9 protein-coding genes and 1 tRNA gene are annotated in these 21,869 nt (G+C 62.2%); 7 read left to right on the forward strand and 3 right to left on the reverse strand.

All coding sequences use genetic code 11. The features are described 5' to 3' along the window. Positions 1-9: 9 nt before the first annotated feature. The 5 genes from FEF27_RS11245 to FEF27_RS11260 all read left to right on the forward strand — a co-directional run bounded on the left by FEF27_RS11245 (position 10) and on the right by FEF27_RS11260 (position 16,339). Positions 10-2,820 carry a DEAD/DEAH box helicase gene (locus FEF27_RS11245; RefSeq protein WP_243729212.1) on the forward strand — a complete coding sequence of 937 codons (2,811 nt, stop codon included), beginning with the start codon at positions 10-12 and terminating at the stop codon, positions 2,818-2,820. Beyond that, on the forward strand, positions 2,820-6,815 hold the full coding sequence (locus FEF27_RS11250; RefSeq protein ID WP_208009828.1) for an Eco57I restriction-modification methylase domain-containing protein: 3,996 nt from the start codon (positions 2,820-2,822) through the stop codon (positions 6,813-6,815). Before FEF27_RS11245 ends, FEF27_RS11250 begins: the two co-directional genes overlap by 1 nt. A 211-nt stretch (positions 6,816-7,026) precedes the next feature. After that, positions 7,027-7,422, forward strand: coding sequence for a hypothetical protein (locus FEF27_RS13490; RefSeq protein ID WP_208009829.1), 396 nt, complete (start codon positions 7,027-7,029; stop codon positions 7,420-7,422). Beyond that, positions 7,419-14,027, forward strand: coding sequence for a DEAD/DEAH box helicase (locus FEF27_RS11255; protein WP_138170990.1), 6,609 nt, complete (start codon positions 7,419-7,421; stop codon positions 14,025-14,027). The genes FEF27_RS13490 and FEF27_RS11255 overlap by 4 nt, the downstream gene beginning before the upstream one ends. Then, a complete protein-coding gene (locus tag FEF27_RS11260) occupies positions 14,027-16,339 on the forward strand; it encodes a 3'-5' exonuclease (RefSeq protein WP_138170992.1) in 2,313 nt (770 codons plus the stop codon). The genes FEF27_RS11255 and FEF27_RS11260 overlap by 1 nt, the downstream gene beginning before the upstream one ends. On the opposite strand, the gene FEF27_RS11265 is transcribed toward FEF27_RS11260, so the two are convergent. Next, positions 16,326-17,480 (reverse strand): hypothetical protein, encoded by a 1,155-nt coding sequence (locus FEF27_RS11265; protein WP_138170994.1) that lies wholly within the window; start codon positions 17,478-17,480, stop codon positions 16,326-16,328. The two genes, FEF27_RS11260 and FEF27_RS11265, sit on opposite strands and share 14 nt — an antisense overlap. A 720-nt stretch (positions 17,481-18,200) precedes the next feature. Between FEF27_RS11265 and FEF27_RS11270 the strand changes: the two genes are divergently transcribed. Next, a complete protein-coding gene (locus FEF27_RS11270) occupies positions 18,201-19,586 on the forward strand; it encodes a hypothetical protein (RefSeq protein ID WP_138170996.1) in 1,386 nt (461 codons plus the stop codon). Positions 19,587-19,727: 141 nt separating this feature from the next. On the opposite strand, the gene FEF27_RS11275 is transcribed toward FEF27_RS11270, so the two are convergent. Beyond that, a complete protein-coding gene (locus FEF27_RS11275; RefSeq protein ID WP_138170998.1) occupies positions 19,728-20,153 on the reverse strand; it encodes a hypothetical protein in 426 nt (141 codons plus the stop codon). A 90-nt stretch (positions 20,154-20,243) separates the two neighbouring features. On the opposite strand from FEF27_RS11275, the gene FEF27_RS11280 reads away from it, so the two are divergent. After that, positions 20,244-20,332, forward strand: a tRNA-Ser gene (locus FEF27_RS11280). A 38-nt stretch (positions 20,333-20,370) separates the two neighbouring features. Here the strand turns inward: FEF27_RS11280 and FEF27_RS11285 are convergent. Beyond that, positions 20,371-21,834: a protein adenylyltransferase SelO gene (locus tag FEF27_RS11285; RefSeq protein ID WP_138170999.1), complete on the reverse strand. Its 1,464-nt coding sequence runs from the start codon at positions 21,832-21,834 to the stop codon at positions 20,371-20,373. Between the last annotated feature and the right edge of the window lie 35 nt (positions 21,835-21,869).

Raw genomic sequence — 21,869 nt, forward strand, 5'->3', positions numbered from 1 at the left:
CGCGTCAATGTGGCGCCGGGGTCTGTGGTGACGGTGCGCGATGAAGAGTGGATGGTCACCGCCGCTGAGGACACGCCACAAGGCACGCTGGTTCATGTTCGGGGGCTGAGTGACCTGGTCCGGGACACGTCCGCCACTTTCTACTCCGGGCTGGACCACATCACGGTGGTGGATCCCGCACACGCGCAGATCATCGCCGACAGCTCCCCCGGCTTTCGGCTGTCCAAACTCTTCCTGGAGACCACACTGCGGAAGACGCCGCAGCCCACCTCCAGCGGCAAGCTGACGGTCTCCACCCGCAGCATGGCTGACCCCCTGGGTTATCAGCAGCTGGCAGTAGCCCGCGCCCTAGACCCAGCTCATCTGCGTCCGCGCATCCTGCTCGCGGATGCGGTAGGCCTCGGCAAGACCTTTGAGATAGGCATGATCCTGTCTGAGCTTGCCGCCCGCGGCCGGGCCGAACGGATCCTGATTGTGACCCCGCGCCATGTGCTCGAACAGTTCCAGCAGGAGATGTGGGTTCACTTTGCTCTGCCCTTCGTCCGCCTGGACTCCGCCGGTATCCAGAAGGTTCGCCAGAAGATCCCCGCCACGCGCAACCCTTTCACCTACTACAAGCGGGCCATCGTCTCCATTGATACGTTGAAGTCCGCCCAGTACCGCGCGCATCTGGAACGTATGCGGTGGGACGCGGTAGTGATCGATGAGTCGCACAACCTCACCAATAGCAGCACCCTGAACAACCGGCTAGCCAGCACCTTAGCGCCCCGGACCGACGCCCTGATACTGGCATCGGCCACCCCGCACAACGGCAATCCGTCCTCCTTTGCTGAGCTGATCCGCTTGCTGGACCCCACGGCCGTCAGCCCGGAAGGTGAGGTGGACGAGGAAGCGGTGCAGCGGTTGATCATCCGCCGCCACCGTTACAGCCCCGAGGTCGCAGCCGAGGTGGGCGACCAGTGGGCAGAGCGTCCCGAACCGCGGAACCTCCTGGTCTCTCCCACCCCTGCAGAAGACGCCGTAGCCTCCGAGATCGCCGACACCTGGCTCTATCCGACCTCCGGCATCTCGCCCTCCACCAGCAGCAACACGCTGTTCGGATGGACCCTGGTCAAGGCATTCCTCTCCTCACCTGCGGCATTGGCAGAGACGTTGGCTGAGCGGCTCAAGCGTCTCGACCCCAACCGGTCCCCTGCGGCAGATGCTGAACGTGAGGCCCTCAAGTACCTCCAAGAGCTCACTGCGGAAGCCCAAGAAGCTCCCGGGGCCAAACTGACCCGGCTTGCCGAGGAGCTGAAGGCCATCGGCGTCGGTCCTCGCTCCGAGACACGCGCTGTGGTCTTTGCCGAACGGGTAGCCACCCTGCATCACCTCGCCGATGAGCTCAAGGGGCGTCTGAACCTCAAAGAGGCAGCGGTACGGATCCTCCACGGCGGACTCAGCGACGTCGAACAACAACAGATTGTCGATGAGTTCAAGCGCGGCTCCTCCAAGGTACGGCTCCTGATCACCGGTGATATGGCATCCGAGGGCGTGAACCTCCACTCCGAGTGCCACCACCTGTTCCACTATGACGTGCCGTGGAGCCTGATCAGAATCGAACAGCGCAACGGCCGGATCGACCGCTACGGCCAACTGCGTCCACCGCAGATCGCCACCCTGCTGCTGCAGCCGAATCATGAGCGGTTCCGCGGAGATATCCGAGTCTTCACCAACCTCATCAAGAAGGAACACGCCGCGCACAAGGTGCTCGGTGACGCGGCGTCACTGATGGGCAAGCACAGCGTCGCCGCGGAGGAGAAGGTGGTGATGACCGCCCTCCAAAAAGGCCAGGATGTGGACCAGATCATCCCGGAACCGCAGGCCGTTTCCGAGGACGACGACGGCGCCTGGGGACACTACTTGGCCCTGTTCGATGAGGCCAACTCGCCTGCGGAAGACACCACCGCTGTGGACCACGCTTCGCTGGCGCCCCGCGAGTCACTCTACGGATCGGATCTGGAGTATCTGGAGGAGGCGCTGCGCCAAGCCTTTGACGACCCCTACACCAAGCTGGGGTGGACCAACTACTCGCCGCAGTCGGCAATCGCCGAGCTCACCGTCACCGAGGACATCCGGGACCTGCGCCGCCGGTTGGAGCACCTTCCGCAGGACTACGTCAGCGAGCGCAAGGTGCTGCAGAAGCTGAAGCTGGCCACCACACCCGTCGAGGGCCGCCGGCAGCTGGAGCACGCCCGCCGAGAAGAGTCGATCACCTGGCCGGGGGCCCACTTCCTCGGCCCCCTGCACCCGGTATTGGACTGGGCCGCGGACCGGGCCCTGGCTGATATGTCCCGAAACCAGGTCCTCGCACTGCGCGCCCGTGTGGCAGCCCCGACCTTCCTCATGATGGGCACCGTGACGAACCGGCGCGGCCACCTGCTCAGCCGCGCGTTCATGACGGCCACCCGGCTGTACGTCATGCCCCTGGAGTCACTCGGCGAGTGGCTGGAAGAGACCGGGCTGACCCACCGGCTGACCAACCCAGGCCATATAGACGTGGCTCCTCTGACCGCAGATTTGCCCGCCGCCATCACCAAGGCCCGGGACCATTTGGAGTCCAGCAATGAGATGCACCGGGCCCACGCTGAGCAGCTGCTGAACAACTGGCTGGAGCGGGCCAGCCGGTGGGAGCAGGAGGCTGATGTGCTGGTCAGCCGACAGGAGCTGAAGTCTCGCCGCGCCCGAATCGCTGAGGAGAAACACCTGGCAGAAGATCTGCGCCCAGCGCAGAACCTCGTCCGTCCTCTGCTGGCCCTGGTTCCGGAAGGAGCTGCCTGATGCCCCAATTTGAATCGCTGACCAACAGCTCTGAGTTCTTGAGTGATCACTTCTTCACCACCGATGACACCAAGGCTTCCTTCCTCAAAGAGGTCCACACCCTCCGCAAAGCGTGGAAAGAGGCCGACGACGCCGGCGAACCGAATACTCACCGGCGCTTTAGCTCCGTGCGCCAGAAGTTGGTCACCGAGTTGGCAAACCTCACCGAGGACGCACCTCCGGAGCGGATCGCCCCGGTCTACGCGACGCTGCGCGAGGCTCTCGGCTATCCCGGTGAGCTCAGCGCCCTGCGCACCGAACGCTCCGGCACCCCGCTCACTCTGGAGGGCATCTGGGCTGAACCTACTGAGACTGAGACCTCCGACCTCATCTGGCTCAGCGCGACCCCCGCCGACACGGTGGAGGACGCCCTGACATCTTCTACTCCGTTGGGCGAGATCTACGAAGGCGAGAAACTCACCCAGCCGACTCTAGGTTCACTGATCTCTGATGTGTTCCTCACCGAAGAAGCCCCTCAGTACATTGCGGCCATGGCGGGGCGGTTCTTGATCCTTGCCGAACGTGAGCGCTGGCCAGAAGGCCGGTTCTTGGCCGCTGACGTCTTGCTCGTGACAGAACGCAACCAGGTTACCCGCGGTGGTGAGGTCGACTATTTCCTCGCCATCTTCGGCAGAGACTCCTTGCGCCCGGCTGCAGATGGCAGCATCTGGTGGGACCGGGTGCTGGAAGAATCAGTCGCGCACTCGGTGTCGGTGTCGAAGGATCTGCGCGAAGGTGTCCGGCGCAGCATCGAGATCATCGCCAATGACGTGCTGGATCGGCGCCGTGCTCAAGGTCTGCCGGCCGGGGACATCGACGGCAAAGAGCTGGGGCGCCAGTCACTGCGTTACCTGTATCGCATCCTTTTCCTGCTCTACGCCGAGGCCTCCCCCGAGCTCCAGGTTCTGCCCGTGGGCGCCCAGGAGTATGACACTGGCTACGGTTTGGACCGCCTGCGCGAACTCATCAGTCAGGACCTCACCACAGAGTCCTCCCGCCGCGGCACACACTTCTATGAATCTCTGCAGCTGCTTTTCGAGCTGGTCAATGGGTCACACCCTTCCCAGCAGGTTCCTCGACCGGCATCAGCGGAGACCACCGACTCCCCCACGCTGGACTTCCAGCCCCTCGAGGCTGACCTGTTCAACCCCGAACGCACCGCCCTCATCGATCACTCCAAACTCTCCAATGAGGCGCTTCATGATGTGCTGACCCGCCTGCTGCTCTCCAGTGAGAAGTGGGGCACCCAACGCGGGTTTGTCTCCTACGCCAACCTGGGTATCAACCAGCTCGGCGCGGTCTATGAGGGCCTGATGTCCTATACCGGGTTCATCGCGGATGAAGACTTCCACGAGGTCGCCCCGGAGGGGAACGCGGAGAAGGGGTCCTGGGTGGTGCCCACCACCCGCAGTGAGAGCATCGAACCCCGGCACTTTGTCCAGAGGGAGGACGGGACAGGTGGCTCTCAGGCAGTGGTCCATCGACGCGGCAGTTTCGTCTTCCGTTTGGCGGGCCGGGAGCGTCAGCAATCCGCCAGTTATTACACCCCCGAGGTGCTCACCCGATTTGTGGTTTCCCAGGCACTGGAGGAACTGCTGGATCAACCCGATGAAGACGGTCATCCGCAGACCACCACGGCCTCTGAAATCCTGCAGCTGACCATCTGCGAGCCCGCCCTGGGCTCCGGGGCCTTCGCCATTGAGGCCGTCCGCCAACTCGCAGGGGAATATCTCACGCGTCGCCAGGCCGAACTGGGAGAACAGATCCCTGCCGAAGACTTCGCCGTTGAACTCCAGAAGGTCAAAGCCCAGATTGCCCTGCACCAGGTCCATGGAGTCGATCTGAACTCCACGGCTGTCGAGCTGGCTGAAGTCTCTCTCTGGTTGGACACCATGAACGCCGGTCTACAGGCACCGTGGTTCGGGTTGCGCTTGAAACGGGGCAATTCCCTGGTCGGTGCCCGGCGGGCGGTCTACACAGCAAGTGCGGCACGGGCGGGCCATTACGCAGGGAAGAGCGCCGTGGAGTCCACCCCACTTCCGCTTTCGGGGATGGCTGAGTCCATGGAGCGCGATGAGTCGGATCCAGCGGCAGCAGGCGCTATCCATCATTTCCTCCTCCCTGGCGAAGGCTGGGGAGCCGCCGCGGACGCCAAAGAGATCAAAGCGCTGGCAGGGGCCAATCAGAAAGTATTGAAGGAATGGCAGAAGGCCATCAAGCGCAAGCTCACCAAGGACCAGGTGAGTCGTCTCCAGGGGTTGGCTCAGCGCGTGGGGAGCTTGTGGCCCATTGCCCTTCGGCGCCTTCAAATTGCTGAGGCCGAAGCGCGTCGGGATATCGACTACTACGGCCGCGGAACTCCACATCACGGTGTTCCAGCGGTGACTCGTGCCGAGATTGAGCGGAAGCTCCAGGACCCTGACGGCGTCTTTCAACGACTCAAGCGCGTGATGGACGCCTGGGGTGCCCTCTGGTTCTGGCCGGTGCTGCCCGACGACGCCGAACAGCCCTTACCTCCCACTCTCGACGAGTGGATTGCGGCCCTGGAAGGAATCCTGGGCACCACCGGGGGCAGGTTGGCACCCAAATACCGCTCCGAAGGACAATTGAGCGTTCTGAGCAGCGCCAGTTGGGCGGACCTGGACCACGCCGAGGATCTCGAAAAACAGTTCTTCATCATGCGACCCATCGCGTCCTTGGTGGAATGGCACCCATGGTTGGCTGTCTGTGAGCGCATTGCAGACGAACAGGGCTTCTTCCACTGGGAGCTGGAGTTCGCCACCGTGTTCGCGAAAGGCGGTTTCGATCTTCAAGTCGGGAACCCGCCATGGGTCCGGCCGCGGTCAGATCTTGATGCGCTGCTCGCGGAACACGATCCGTGGTGGCAATTGGCCGCGAAACCCACTCAGGCACAGCGCAAATCACGCGAAGCGGAGACCCTAGCTTTACCTGGTGCCCGTGAGGAGTTCGTCGCCGGCGCCGTACAGGCTCCGTTGCTCTCAGAATGGCTTAGCGCGCCCACGCAGTACGCCACCCTCAAAGGCTTGCAGCCCGATCTTTACCGAGCGTTTATGGTCCGCACCTGGCGGTCCTCCAAAGACGCCGGCCGCATCGCCCTCATCCATCCAGAGTCCCACTTCACGGAGAAGAAAGCTGCTCGCCTGCGTGAAGAAACGTACCGCCGGCTTCGGCGTCACTGGCAGTTTATAAACTCACTGTTCTTATTTGAGATTCATGACCAGGTTGTTTATGGCGTGCATGTCTACGGCCAGCGGAGTGAAGAGCCCGGCTTTATTATGGCCGCTTCCCTCTATCACCCTGATACTGCAGAGCGTTCGCTCCACCACGATGGGGGGTCTGAAGTTCCGGGTCTCAAGACTTCGGAGGGAGCGTGGGATGTTAGGCCGCACAGGGAACGCATTCTCCATGTTGATCATCACGTATTGAGTTCCTGGTCAAAGATTTTGGAAGAGCCAGGTACACCGCCACTGCAATCACGAATGGTATATCCAGTCAATCACGCCAGCCAATCGGTCCTCGAGAAACTCTCACAAGCCCGGCGCGTTCGAGACCTGGAACTGCAGTACTCCTCGGGTTGGCATGAGACCGCCGATCGAAAGAAAGGCTACTTCGAGGTTGGTTCAGCAGTGAACGCCTCCTGGGATCAGGTCATTCTCCAAGGGCCTCACTTCTCTGTGGCGAATCCGTTCTACAAAGAGCCTCGTCCCACGATGAAACACAATCAAGACTACGAAGAAATCGACCTCGAGGCCCTGCCGGAATACTTACACCCACTGGACCATCAACGGCCAGAAAACCTCCGCCCGGTCACACTACCGCCTCGCCTGGCGCCTAATGGCTGCGACTACAGGCGTCCGGACCTTTTATCCCACCGTTATTCCACCCGGGGCAGGCCACGTCAACGGCGTCATCTCAGGCTATGGTCGAGTCTTTGAGGAATCTCAAGAACTGCTCGCTAGAGCCGGGCTATGGTCCGGCTTACCAACGGACTTCTTAGTACGTGCGGGCTCTCTTGGCCACTTCTATGGCTCGGTCGTCGACGGGTTGCCAAGTCAAGTACATGAATCCGTCGCTTCTGCCATCGCTAAAAGGGCAGCTTCATTAAATTGCCTCACTTCCGCCTACGCACCCCTGTGGGAAGAAGTCATGGGTGAGCCGTGGACGCCGGCGTCACCTGCTCGCATCGCTGCCGAACGCCGCCACCTCATGGTTGAACTCGACGCACTGGCGGCTCTCTCACTCGGCCTCACCGCCGACGAACTGTGCATCATCTACCGCACGCAGTTCCCCGTCATGCAGGGGTATGAGAAGAAAGACCGCTACGACGCAAACGGCCGAAAAGTCCCTGATCCAGTGTTGAAGGCATTCGCCAAGCTCGGAGAGACCGGCATGACCCTAGAGGACCGCCAGTGGACCCACCCGCAGTCCGGCGTCACTTACACCTACGAGTTCCCGTTCCGACAGTTCGACCGCGAGCAGGACATGCGCGAGGCCTACACCCGCTTCGAGCAGGAGCTCAGCACCCGTGAGGATCCACCATGAACCCCACCCAAGAGCTGTGGCCCACCGAGCACGCCAATTCCCTTATTGAGAACCTCACCGAGTACCTCACCACCACGTTCGCGCTCTCGGACACCCGTGCCTCCGCAGCCCTCGAGAATTTCCTCCAGCAGCCCGACCGGGGCATGTTCCGCGGCCCCTATGTCCGCCTGCGCCTGCCCTTCGCTTCCGACTCTTCCGCCCTGGACGCCGAAGCTAAGCCCACCAGCCTCGACTTCTACCCAGTCGACTATGCCCCGTATGGCCACCAACTGGAGGCGTTCAACAGACTGACCACCAAGTCCGGCCACCCCGGCCAATTCCGCCGCCCTGCGCCTACATTGGTCACCACCGGCACCGGCTCGGGTAAGACCGAGGCGTTCCTCTTCCCGATCCTTGACCACGTCCTTCGCGCCAAGCGCGAAGGCATCACCGGGATCAAAGCCCTGATCCTGTACCCGATGAACGCGCTGGCCAATGACCAGGCCAGCCGGCTGACCGACCTGCTGACCACCCGCCCCGAACTCTCTGGGATCACTGCCGGCATCTATACCGGACAGCAAGACACTGAACGCTCCCAGGTCACCGCTGAGGGCCTCATCAACAATAGGCACTTCATGCAGCAGAGCCCTCCAGACATTTTGCTGACCAATTACAAGATGCTGGACCAGCTGCTACTTCGCGCCGAGGACAGCCGCCTATGGCAAGCATCAGCGACAAGCCTCCAGTACTTGGTGCTGGACGAGTTCCACACCTATGACGGTGCCCAAGGAACAGATGTGGCCATGCTGCTGCGCAGACTCGGAGCAGCATTGAAGTCCTACTGGCCTGCCGACCTCAGCGGCGTCGCCCATGGTCCGGAGGAATCAGACCGGGACAAGCCATTGGGGTGCATCACCCCGGTAGCGACCTCAGCCACCCTGGGCGGAGGACTCACCCCAGGCGAAGAAAGCCCGATGCTCGCCTTCGCGAAGACAGTCTTCGGCATCGACTTTCCTCACTCCGCGGTAGTGCCTGAGTCCCGACTGAGCATCAATGACTGGCTCGCCCGCGGCGCCAACGTGTACGCCCGGCCCCGAGAGGATCGGGAAATCCGTCCAGAGATCACGAAGGCCAATGCTGCGATCCGCCACAGCAGTGACCCGCAGGTACTTATCGCCAAAGTACTGAATGTGCTGTTCGAGAAGGCCCCCGCCGCGGACTCCCCAGCGGATATTCAGGCTGCCCTGAAGGCCCACCCTTGGACCAGAAAGTTGTTGGAAACAGCCACCGAGGCCGTGGCACTTCCTGACCTAGCAGACCAGTTACTGGTCTCCGGGGATGGACTCGGACAGAAGGAGGTCGCGGAGTTCCTCACCCACCTGCTGGCCGTGTTCTCCCATGTGCGCAAACACCTGGACCGCGCGGCTGTGACCGTGGAGACTCATCTGTGGGTCCGCGAAGTCAGCCGCCTGGACTCCTTCCTGGACCATACTCCCGCGTACCGGTGGGCCGATGATGGACCCGTGCCAGAAGACGCTGAGGGCGAAGGTCTCACCCCGCTGCCCGCGATCTTCTGCCGTCATTGCGGGGCACGCGGATGGGCCTCCATGCTCACCCCCGACGGACATTCGGTCGAAATGAACGGGCCGAAGATCCGTGAAGCCTCCGTGCGCCGCGACCCAAAAATCCGCGCACTGATGGATGCCTCCAAAGAGATCGATGCCCTCTTAGAACGCGGCCGGCACCCCAATGTGGCGGAAGGCCTCGAAATCTTCCACACCCGAAACCGAGTCTTCCTGAAAAAGGAGACGGTCTTTACCGAGACCGGCAACTCCGTAGACTTCGCAGACGACTACAAGGACGAGTTCGACCAACAGAATTTGTTGGCTGTGCGCATGCACCACGGACTCACCGCCGAGGACCTCTCCTACAGGCAGGTCTGCCCGGTCTGTGACACCCCAGACGCCATCAGGTTCGTCGGCAGCTCCATCGCCACACTGCTCACAGTGGCGGTCAGCGGGCTCTTCGGCGCCGAGCACTTGGACACGGCAGAGAAGAAGGCCCTGGTCTTTACTGACTCCGTGCAGGATGCCGCGCACCGAGCCGGATTCATCCAATCGCGGTCCCACACGTTCACCTTGCGCACGCTACTCCGCCAAGGCATGGCTGAACTCGCAGCCAATGGCCAACATGCGCCTTCCTTGGCCGACGTGGTGGACACGGTCATGGACCTGGCAAATAACGGTGAGGCCTCCGACCGATTCATGGTGGTCCCCCCTGAACTCACCGAACACCACAGATTCAAGCCGTTCTGGGACCCAGAAGCCACACGAAGCCAGCGCAGCAAAGCCAAAGCCACAGTCCGGCGTCGTCTGCTGTTTGATGCCGAGCTGGAGTTCGGCCTCCAGGCCCGCTTCGGCCGGACCCTGGAGCTGACCGGGGCGGCCGTTGCCGAGACGGATGTACCCTCCGGTGTGTCTCTGCCGGATCTGGCCAAGGCAGCTCTCGCCCGGCGCGGGGACCAGTTGGAGCTCGGTCTTGAAGATGATTCCGCACTTGCCCAATGGGCGCGCGGAGTGCTGATCCGTATGCGCTTGCAGGGCGGGCTCGCCCACCCCTGGTTGGAGAAGTATCTGCGCCATGACGGGCACCGGTGGCACATTTGGGCGGGCCGCAGACGCAGCGAAGGGGCACCCCCCTTCCCCACCGGCCGGTCCACACCCGCTTTCCCACGAGTGGGAGGAGAGAAACCCAAGGACTCCGAGCTCGACGCCGTCACCGCCGCAGAAGCCTGGTACTCCTGGTGGACCAGACAAGCCCTCGGCGCCGGACGTGAAGAAGCCGGGCACCTTGCCAAAGCACTTTTCGCTGAGCTCGCCGAGGCCGGAGTATTGGAGACACACACCTCCGAGAAGACCCAGGCGGTCATCTACGCGCTCCACCCAGAACGGATTCGCCTCACTCTCACTCGGGACGAGGACTTGGCGGGAGGCAAGCATTCCCTGGCATGCACCGCCTGCCGCGCCAAGACGATGGGCACCCAGAAGGTGGTCGAGCAGATGGACGGCGCACCCTGCCTGCATCTGCGGTGCACCGGCACATTGAAACCGGCCAAGACGTTGGCAGAGAACTACTACCGGCAGCGGCTCTACGGGGCGCGGAGGATCTCCCGGGTCATCGCCCGGGAACACACCTCACTGCTCCACGATTCAGTTCGGCTGGAATATGAGGACCAGTTCCGGCAGTCTTCCCAGACACCGTCCGCGCCGAACGTACTGGTGGCGACTCCGACTCTGGAGATGGGCATCGACATCGGCAGCCTGTCCACAGTGATGCTGTCCTCGATGCCGACCTCAGTGGCCAGCTACGTCCAACGCGTGGGACGTGCAGGAAGGCTCTCCGGGAACTCCCTGGCTCTGGCCTTCGTTCAGGGAAGAGGGAAGCATCTGCCACGGTTGCACGAACCGCTCTCCGTCATCAATGGTGACGTTCGGCCCCCGGGAACATACTTGGAGGCAGACGAGATTCTGCGCCGGCAGTTCCTCGCGTTCTGCGGTGACATTCTGGCCCGCACCGAGGACGCACCTCGGCCCAACAGGCTCACTGATGTCTTGCGCAGCATTACAGAGGACCAGGACAACTACTTGGGCCGCATCATCAGCCTGCTCTCCATCAGAGGCCAAGAGACTCTGGACCAGTTCCTCAGCCAGTTCGGTGATGAGCTCCCCCTATCAGCCCGCGAGCGTCTCCAGCAGTGGGCCCTTGGGCCACAGGGGCAGGGCGAGACTGCACTGATCAGCAGGCTGCACCAGGCCTGTCATCGGTACAACGCGGATCTGCTGGAACAGCAGGAGCGGAAGAAGCGGATCACCGCGCTGATGCCCACCCTCCGGGAAGCCCTCGCCACCGCACTGCGCACCAGCACGGCCGCAGATTCTAAGGATGTGGCCGACGCCAAGGAAGCGCTGCGCGGGGCTGAAAGCTCCCTCCGGCAGACGGGGGCGGTAATCGATCAACTGACCACAAAACAGTGGTGGATCTCCGGGTTGGAACGCTACGGCCTCTTCCCGAACTACACGCTCATCGAAGATTCTGTAGAACTGGAAGCACGCATCTCCTGGCTGGATGAGAGCGATGGCGAATGGAGAGCCGAGGTCTACCCCTTCCAGCGGGGTGCCGAGGCAGCCCTGCGCGAACTGGCACCCGGGTCAACCTTCTACGCCCAAGGCATGCAGTTGGAAGTCGATGCCGTCGAGCTCGGCCCGGAAAGCAGCCACTTGAAACACTGGCAGGTCTGCCCCTCCTGCGGCTGGATCAACACCGAGGTCCACTCCGCCGGTGAGTCAGGGAACGGATCGCTGCGCTGGTCCAACGCGGTCCAAGCCTGCCCCCGGTGTGAGGCAGCCGGGGTGGCCGATACCGGTCAAGTGCTCAACGTCGTCGTGCTTGAAAAAGTCAGTGCTGAAATGCGGCGTGACGAGGCCGCCATCAATGACCGGCGCGATGACCGCGCACGCTCCTCCTATGAAATCCTTGCCGCTGCCGATATTGACCCCGACGCCGTTCGCGAGCCTTGGTACGTCAAAGACTTCGCCTTCGGGGCGGAGTTCCTTGAGTCGGTGACTCTGCGCTGGCTGAACCTGGGCCCTCGCGGTCATCATGCCCGGGCGCGCACCCTGGTGGGCCAAGAGGTGCAGGCGCCTATGTTCCGGGTGTGCGCGCAATGCGGAACGCGTGACCGGCACATTCAGAGCAACCACGCCAAGGATCACCGTTTCTGGTGCAGCTACCGTAATGACGTCGAGGAGCAGTCGCTGGAGATTGCGCTGGCGCGTGAGCTGACCACTCAGGCAGTGCTGCTCCACCTGCCCGTGGAGCTTATAGAGGACACCTACACGATTCCTACGTTGAAGGCCGCGCTGTTGTTGGGGATGCAGGAAGCGTTCCGCGGCACCCCAGCACACCTCCATGTGATGGAAGTCCCGGAGCAGGAATCCATGAGCAGCGGTGGTTACTCCGGCCAGACGCTGCTGCTGCACGACAACATTCCCGGCGGTACCGGATACTTGGCGGAGTTCACCCAGCCGGAAAAAGTCCACGCCATGCTGCACGCCGCGTGGAAAGTGGTCAGCCAATGCCTGTGTGACTCCGGCGGGGCCCAGGAACGCCAGCTCGCCTGCCACCGGTGCCTGCTGCCGCACGCTGATCACCATGCGATGGACCTGGTCTCCCGGTCCTCAGCCGAGCGGATCCTGTCCACACTGCTGGCCGCCACATCTGACAACACTGGCCCCTTCGCTCCCTGGCAGACCACGCAGGAAAGATCGGTCGTGGAAGGCTCCGGGGAGTCCCCGTTGGAGATCCAATTCCGTGAGGTGCTGCGGCAACGGGTGGAAGCCGAAGGCGGCGTCGTCACCCAGGATGTGCAGAAAGGCCGGACCCGGCTGTCTTTCACACTCCCAGGTCACCGCCGCCAGTGGCTCTTGGAACCACAAGTGGACCTCGCGGGCACTCGCCCCGACTTCCTACTGCGATCCCCTGGCGTGCCACACATCGCCATCTATACCGACGGCCGGCAGTATCACGCCTCGCAGAAACACAACCGCCTGGGCGACGACGCCCAGAAGCGTCACTCGTTGCGGGTCTCTGGAGAGGCCATCCCGTGGGCATTGACCGATCAGGACATCCGAGCGTTCCGAGCCGACAGCGCCCCGGCGGTGACGCCAGTCTCCTGGATCAATAGCCGTTACCTCGAGATGCTCGGAGCTGAGACAAAATTGGTGTCGGCCATGCAGCGTTCGGCCATGCACTTACTGTGGGAATGGCTTCACCAGCCGGACCGGGAAGTCTTCGCAGAATTCGCTCACCGGGTAGCGCTTGCCTCCATGCCCCAAGGCAAACCTCCCCGTCTGGCTGAATTGGACCCCACCGCGTTGGAACCTGCGCCGCAGGTGGAACCGGGGGTCATCAGCGAGCGGCTAAGCCTAGGTGCCGGGCCACAGGACCGGTGGTGGAGACGGCACCTGGGGGCCGCGGATCTCTTCGTGGCAGTGGGCAGGCCGGGGCCCAACGGTCTTCCCACCTCACCCCGAGTGGTCTACAGCTTGGAGGACACCCCGGAGGCTTTGGCAGCTCCGGACTTCGCTCACCATTGGCGGGATTGGTTACTCGTCTCCACTGTGCTCAGTTTCCGGCCCACCATGGAGACGGCCCTGCTGACACGGAGATCGGCGGAATCCATCCTGGCCGCCGATTACGCAGCAGTCAGCGTGCCCGTCACCTACCCAGCACCACGCACCCCCACCGAGACGCCTGTTCCGGACCAGGTGCCGCAGACTACTGCTGAAGCCGAGATCACTCCTGAGTGGCGGGACGCGATCGAAAAAGGGATCAGCGCAGTTGAGCGGGCACTGCTGCGTGAACTGGCTGCTCTGGAGTTACCCATACCTGAAGTCGGCGAGGAGCAGGTGGACGGAATCCCCGTGGACATCGCCTACCCCTCGGCCCAAATTGCGGTCTTCGCAGTAGACGGCCAGGGCGTGGAGGAAGAGTTGGCGAAGGAAGGTTGGACAGTTCTGGTGGCGCCCTCTGCTGCCGAGATCGCTGACATGGTGAGGAGCAACTAATGGCGACGATGGTGATGACCAAGACGGGCCTGAAGTCCATCAGTGCCCTTGACCAGTCCGTACAACCTATGGTGTGGAGCTTCTTGGAGAAGCTCAGTGACAACGACGAGTCACCGGGGCTGAAGATCAAACCCCTCAAGAACGCTGCGGACCGGCGCGTGCGCACCGGGCGGGTCAACAAGTCCTACCGTGCTGTGCTCTTCCGAGTGGATCACGACGGCCAACGTATCTACCATATGGTCGGTGTCTGGCCCCATGACGAAGGCAACGAAAAAGCCCTTACCAGTACGGCCGAAGAGATGGCTTCGAGCGTTCAGCTGACATTCAATGCAGCGCTCGGCGTCGCTGAAGTCACCGGTGCCGAGACACATGATCACGCAGCAGTGGAGAAAGCCTTCCAAATGGGGCGGGAGGAAGGCCGCGAGGAAGCCCTGACCGCAGCCGGTCGACGGGATAATCCCCTGGAGAATTTCTCCTGGACGGTTGACACACTCGTCGAAGACGCCGGCATTACTCCCCGGTACGCCGAGGCGGCACTGCAGGCAAACGACCAAGCTGGCCTCAGCGCCGTCGCCGACCGGATGCCTGAGGTGCAACGCCTCATGCTCCTGGAGCTGGCCATGGGCACGGGCATCGCTGAAGCGCGGCGGAACCTGAGCCTGCCAGACGATCAGGAAGTCCAGCAGTTGCGTGAGGCGGAGGAAGAGCAGCAACTCACCGCCGGCGCCCGGAATGCGCCGTCAGCGTTCTCCTTCATCGGGAGCACCCCCGAAGAAGTCAAGAAGGCCTATAACGAGCTGTCGATGGCCGAATGGCAGATCTTCCTGCACCCGGAACAGCGCCGATATGTGGACCACCGCGGCACCGGATCCTTCCGGCTGACTGGTGGAGCAGGTACCGGCAAGACTGTCATTCTGGTGCACCGTGCGCGCGAGATGCACCGACGTTCCCCTGACGCTCGCATTCTGCTCACGACCTATACGGTGGCACTCGGTGATTCGCTCCGGCACCAACTCAAACAGCTGGACCATACGTTGCCGCAGGTCCCTCTGGGGGCGGCTGGAGTAGCTGTGGCAGGGATCGATCAGGTAGCTGCCAAGGTGCTTGATGCCGCTACTGCCGAGGAGAAGGGCGCGGCCCAGGAGCTTATTTTCGGGCCGGGACGCAATGAGTTCCGGCGTCGTGTGGGCGGCCCTCAGGAAGTGCAGCTGTGGAAGGATGCGGTGCTCACTGCCGACCCTCAGCTGGACCAGTCACTGACCCAGGAGGCGTTTCTTGGACAGGAGTATCTGTCGGTGGTGCTCGCTCGCCGGGTGAAGTCTTTGGAGGAGTATGTGCGCGTTCCGCGGACCGGTCGGGGTACCCGGCTGTCCCGGTCACAACGCGTGGAGCTGTGGAAGATCTTTGAACAGTTTCGGACCTCAAATTTGGCGTCCGATCGCCTGACCTTCGCAGAGGTCACGGTGCTGGCTGCCGCTATCCTCGAGTCGCGGGCTGAACTTGGCAGGGGCCATCTTGTAGACCATGTATTGGTTGATGAGGCGCAGGACTTTCATGCCGGGCACTGGCAGTTGCTGCGAGCACTGGCGCCAGTGCGCGGCGATGACCTCTTCATTGCTGAAGATGCGCACCAACGGATCTATGGGCAGAAACTGACGCTGAAGCAGTTCGGGATTGAGATTCGTGGGCGCAGCCGGCGCCTGAAACTCAACTACCGCACCACCGCGCAGAACTTGCGGTTCGCGGTGTCACTGTTGGAAGGCGAGAAGTGGGAAGCACTGGAGGCCAATGCGGACGATCCCGACGAGGTGACTTCCACGCTGGGTTACACCTCCATCCTCACCGGGCCTGAGCCAGTCATCATCGAGCGCGAGACCGTCCAGGAGGAGTATGTAGCGGCCGCCGAACGGATCCAGTATTGGCAACAGCGAGGTCGGGCCTTGGAGCACGTTGCGGTTCTGGCCCGCAGCAAACGCCACATGCAAGACCTCGCTCAGGTGTTGGGTTCCCAAGGGGTCCCCGCCCAGGTGCTCGGGCGGGACAGCGCTGTCAAGGAGGGTGCTGTGCAGATACGGACCATGCACGCCGCAAAGGGAATGGAATTTCAGTGCGTGCTGCTCACCGGGGTGGGCGCTGATCATCTCCCTGCCCGGTACGCCTTGAAGAACCTTCCCGAAGCGGAGCAGAGAGACGCCCGGCAAAGGGAACGCTCACTGCTGTACGTCGCGGCGTCTCGGGCGCGCGACGAGTTAGTGGTCACCTACAGCGGAGCGCCCAGCGAATTCATGGCCGAGGCGTCTACTCGTCGGTAGCCGCGCCTCGCAGGTCTGCGGAATTTTCGCTAGTTTCTGCCGCTTCGGGCGAATCTGGTACGGTTTCTGGGCTCTCTCTGCTCTTACGGTGTAATACAGACCCGAGGGCACCTTTCGTGCCAGCTGCCGCCCGTCGCACCTTGGTTGTGGCATTCTGACCGGAAACCAGTGAGCGGGATTTTTTAGCGGCCATCCGCACAGGGTTGGATCGCTCGTTCTGGTCCGTGTCGGCCTCATCTGCACGCTTCAACGCCTTGAGATATTCCGCGGCGTCAACGTTGGGAGGCGGTAGCTCGCGGAGGTGCTCCTTCAACCGTTTGGACTGAATCTTGAGCGACATGAATGTCAACCCACCGGACAGGACCCCACCCACGACCGGAACAATCTTTGTCACCGATTTTGCAAAACTCTGCTTAGTCACGTGCACCCCTATGACCCGCAATGTCTGTTTCATTGGCACATACCAAGTGGTCTTTGTAAGGGCCGTAGTGGCGATCTTCTTCTGGATTGCTGGGCGGGCGACCTGCACAGCGAAGGACTTGAGGGAAGCGGAGGCGCCTCCGACACCAAGCATGACTCCTAGGAAGGCAGCAAGTTTGCCAAGGGTTTCATCATCAATGTCTTCAGTGTCCTGCAGGAACGATTGCCAACCATAGACGTAAGCAACCTTCTGCATGACTCGGAAAGCGTGCACATAGTATTGCGTGATATCAGCCGGCACTGTTCCGATCAAGCCAAATCCGCCGGGAAGACCAGCCGCGAAAGACAGGCCCGTAGACTTCCTCGTCTCAAACTCAATGGATGCCTGCGCAACGCTGTCCAGCATCACTGGGGTGAGACCTGCCGCCGCTGGATTAGATCTCAGGGCCTCGTCGATGACCTCCGCGGGGAAGCCTCGCTTATGCAGCTCTGTTTTCAGGAAGTGCTCTCTGTCAATGCGCACCCCACGAAGGCGTAAGACCTTATTAAGGAACTCGACGGCGAATTCCTCAGCCTCGCTGTCTTGTTGTTCGACGGCGCCACTGATGCTGTCATGCTGTTCCGCCGGCAAGGCGGGATCCCGGAGCCCAATAACCTCTTCAGCGGCAGCGTCCTGACACGATTCTTCGCTCTTGTCACCCGTAGTCATCGGATACTTCACCAGACCCCTCAGTTACACCGCCGCTTATCACTCCCCTACAGCCTAGAGGCATTCAGGTGGAAACGCGCTCACTCTGCAGAAGGCGATCTGTGCCGACCGTTGCCTTGTCCCTGTTGTTGTAACGTGCGGAGCTCTAATTTGTAACTATTGATCCGACGTCTATCTGCCGTCCGCCAGTAAGGCCAACCAACTACTGATTCGGGCCCTCTGAGGTCTCGATTGATGAGCAGAATGTCGTGTCGCTCCAGTGCGGCGCGTTTCCGGTTCTCTCCCCACCACGCCTTGTTCAACACAGAGGAGTCCAGGACGGGGTCAATAAGGTGGTGTTACCTCATGGGTCCAGGTGATTGGCCCGATACACCTCGGCTTGCAGACCCTCCATCGGCCAGTTGTGTCGTCAGAATTGAGACTAGATATGTCCGATGTGCATTGTGCCTCGAGCAACCCGACTACCCGTGCGAGGCTGACGCGCGCTCGTGTCACTGCGGGCATCGTCCTTATAGCTTTCGAGGAAGGTTCGCCGACGGGATCTAGGATGGGCCGTGTACACGGGAAGCTGTTGGAGTTCTGCACGAACCTCACGGTCACAGAGCGAATATGCGGGTCAGCCGCGTCGTCGTTCAAGGCACTGTCAAGAAAAGCTTAAATCTTCACCATCCAGTCCGCCCAGTGCTCCGAACTCCTCATGACCCTGAAAACGGATATCGAAGGAGCAACGCAATGCGGACCTCAAGAATCACCATGGGTGCAGCAACCGGACTGACCCTGGCCCTGACACTCGCAGCCTGCGGCGGCGACGGTGCAGACGCCGAAGAGCCCATGCCGGACGAGAACGCGCAAGAAGAGACCGAAACCATGGAAGAGGAGCAAGACTCTGAGGACATGGACGAGGAGGACGGGGAGGATTCCGGCGACTCGGACGACCACGACGATATGGACGAGGACAACGACAGCGACGCCGACCTCAGCGCCGTAGAACCCCAGAGCACCGGCGACCCTTTTGCGGATGCGCGCAATGCCGCAAGCCATATGCCCATGACAGGTGAGACATTCGCCGCCGGGTTCACCGAAGCACTCCATATTGAGGGCGATCCGCAGTCGGAGGCAGCAGAACTCCGCGGGCAGCTGACCGCTCTGTTCCAGGAGCACGTGTACCTGGCCGGTATCGCCGTGGCCACCGCCTATCACGCGGGCCCGGACTCAGATGAGTTCGCACTCGCCGCTGAAACCGTGGACGAGAACTCTGTGGCTCTGGCCGACGCCGTGGGCGACCTCGCCGGCGACGACGCCCGCGAGTCCTTCCTGCGCAACTGGCGGGAGCACATCGACTACTTCGTCAACTACGCCGTGGCCGCAGAAGCCGGCGATCAGGAAGGCATGGATCAGGCCGTGGCTGACCTTACTGAGTACGCCGACGGGGTAGGGATGTTCTTTGACCGGACTACCGACGGCGCGCTCAATGCGGACGCCGTTACCGAATCCATCATTGGTCACATTGAGACCCTCGCCGGGGCAGTAGATTCCCTGGCTGCCGGTGATCCTGCAGCCTTCGCAAACCTGAAGGCGGCCGCAGATCACATGGTCATGGGCGCTGCCACTATGGCCGAAGGCCTGAGTGAGGCCGCTGACCTGGAGGGCGACCCCAACGATGACGCCTCCGAACTGCGCAGCGCACTGACCGCTAACCTCAACGAGCACGTGTATGTCGCCGGCATTGCTGTGTTCGTGGGCTACACCGAGGAGGATGGCCTCGAGTCTGAGGCATTCGAGGCCGCAGCGGGCGTCGTCGACGACAATGCTGTTCAGCTGGCTGACGCCGTCGGTGGTCTCGCCGGAGACGAGCAGCGCGATCCCTTCCTTGATCTGTGGCGTGACCACATCGGTTACTTTGTGGACTACGCCGGGGCCGTGGCTGAAGGTGATGACGACGCCGCCGAGTCAGCCTTGATGGCTCTAGACGCCTACCGTTCCGATGCGGGTGCGTTCTTCGAAGACATCTCCGGTGGGGAACTGCCGGCCGAGGATGTCGAGGATGGTCTGAGCACGCATGTTCAGACCGTGGCTGGCGCGATCGATTCGCTGAACGAGGCGCTGGTTCAGAACTGATGGGTTTAGAACCGGGCGGTCCAGAGCGGAGCGAAGTCTAGGCTCCCGCAGCAGAAATGAATACGAGCCGGTGGCGAGTGCCCCCATTCGCCACCGGCTCTGCTGCGTCGCAGGCCGTAAACGATGCGCTTTCAGCAACGGTCAGCTGAGGGTGGATTCGGCCTCACTGAGGCAGTCCAGAACCTGCTGTGCACGGTGGCGCACAGAGTCCAGCTGCCCGTTGCTCAGCCGCACCATCGCCTCCGCCTCAGCCGTGGTAGCTAAGTGGTTAGCCGCACGCGATAAGCCTGCATGCAACCCGTGCGCTCCGGCCGGGATGTGCATCTCCGTGGCGGGAAAATCCCGCTCTCCACAGCGGCAGAGTTCGTAGACCCGGGGAAGCTGTTCAGCTAACTGATCTCCTATGGCCACCAACTCGTTGTGGACGGCGTCGTCCTCCACGCCTTCCAGAATCTGGTGGTACCGGTCCAAGCCCCGCACGTAGCGGTCGTGGGCCTGGCGCCACAGTCCCTTGCCGAGCTCCTGGTCAATCTTCTTGGCTCGGCGGCGCCCCTTGAACAACTTCATAGTGCCGCCCAGTCTACGTGGCCTCGGATCGCGATTCGGTTCGAGACCGACGACGTCAGTGGCGTATAGTAATTTGCCGGACATAGTCCAGGTGCGGTGACCGAGCGGCCGAAGGTGACGGTCTTGAAAACCGTTGTAGGCAACCCCTACCGTGGGTTCGAATCCCACCCGCACCGCCAAAAAATTTTGTCATTGGCGCAGCCCCCACGGCGGCGATTCAGGTGCCGCAGAAAGTGCGGTAATCGCCGAAATCTTCAGGGGCTGGCTCGGTGTAGCGTTCCAGCCCGGGGCGCTCCTCGTAGGGTGAAGTGACGACGCCCAGGAGTTGATGGAACGGCTCCATGTCTCCCTCGGTCGCAGCGGCGAGCGCTTCCTCGACCAGGTGGTTGCGCGGGATGTAGAGGGGGTTGACCTGGTTCATCAGTCGGGCATCGGGGCGGCGGCTCCGCCAGCGTGTCAACCAGTCAGCGAATGCCGCCGACTGGGCGCCCCCCTCCCCCGGCGGGTCGGCCTCATCAGAGACAGCCTCGCTGAGGCGTCGGAAGAATAACGTGTGGTCCATTCGGGCTTTTTCAAGCAGCGCCATGACCTCGTTGACCAGTTCTCTGGCCGCCTCGGCGTCGTCCTGATCGCTCAGCCCGATCTTGGCTTTCATGCCTTCTAGCCAGGCGGCGCTGTACTGGGCCCTGAACGCGCCCAAAGCCTCAGTAGCCACTTCCGTGGCCTCCTGCTGGTCCTCATGCAGAAGCGGAAGCAGAACTTCAGCAAAGCGGGCCAAATTCCATTGCGCCACCACAGGCTGGTTCGCGTAGGCGTAGCGTCCGCCGAGATCGATGGAACTGTAGACCGAGGAGGGGTCAAAAGCATCCATGAAGGCACAGGGGCCGTAGTCGATGGTCTCCCCGGAGATGGTCGTGTTATCAGTGTTCATCACTCCATGCACGAAGCCCACCAGCATCCACTGTGCGACCAGCGAGGCTTGAGCAGCGATGACGGCTTCCAACAGCCCTAGGTAGGGATTCTCGGCGTCTGCGGCGTCAGGGTAGTGCCGGGCGATGGCGTAGTCAGCCAGTCTTTGCAAGAGCGCGGTGTCACCTGCGGCGCGCGCGTATTGGAAGGTACCCACACGCAGGTGACTGCTGGCTACCCGCGCCAGGATGGCACCGGGAAGTTCTGTTTCTCGGTACACCGGCTGACCGGTCCCCACCACCGCCAAAGCCCGTGTGGTGGGGATGCCCAAGGCGTGCATCGCCTCACTGAGCAGGTACTCCCGCAGCATCGGGCCCACTGCGGCGAGGCCGTCTCCACCACGGGCGTAGGGTGTGCGTCCTGAACCCTTCAAGTGTAGATCCCGTAGGGCGCCATCGGCGTCGGTGACTTCGCCCACCAGCAGGGCTCGGCCGTCGCCCAGACGAGGGGAATACCCTCCAAACTGATGCCCGGCATAGGCCTGAGCCACGGGTGTGGCAGTCTCGGGAATCAGGTTTCCGGACAGCAGCTGCAACCCCTCAGGACTGCGTAGCCCAATGGAATGAAGTCCTAGCTGATCCGCCAGCGACTCATTGAGTACGAGCAGCTCCGGTTCTGGGACCTGCTGCGCCTTCCACGGCGTGCACAGCTCCGGGAGGGCGCGGGCAAAGTTATTGCCAAGGGTGACCGTCGACGGGGCTGCAGCACTCATTTATCGGCTCTTCGGACTTGGGGTGGGGCTGGCGA

Source organism: Nesterenkonia sphaerica (assembly GCF_005771565.1).
Classification (GTDB): Bacteria; Actinomycetota; Actinomycetes; order Actinomycetales; family Micrococcaceae; genus Nesterenkonia; species Nesterenkonia sphaerica.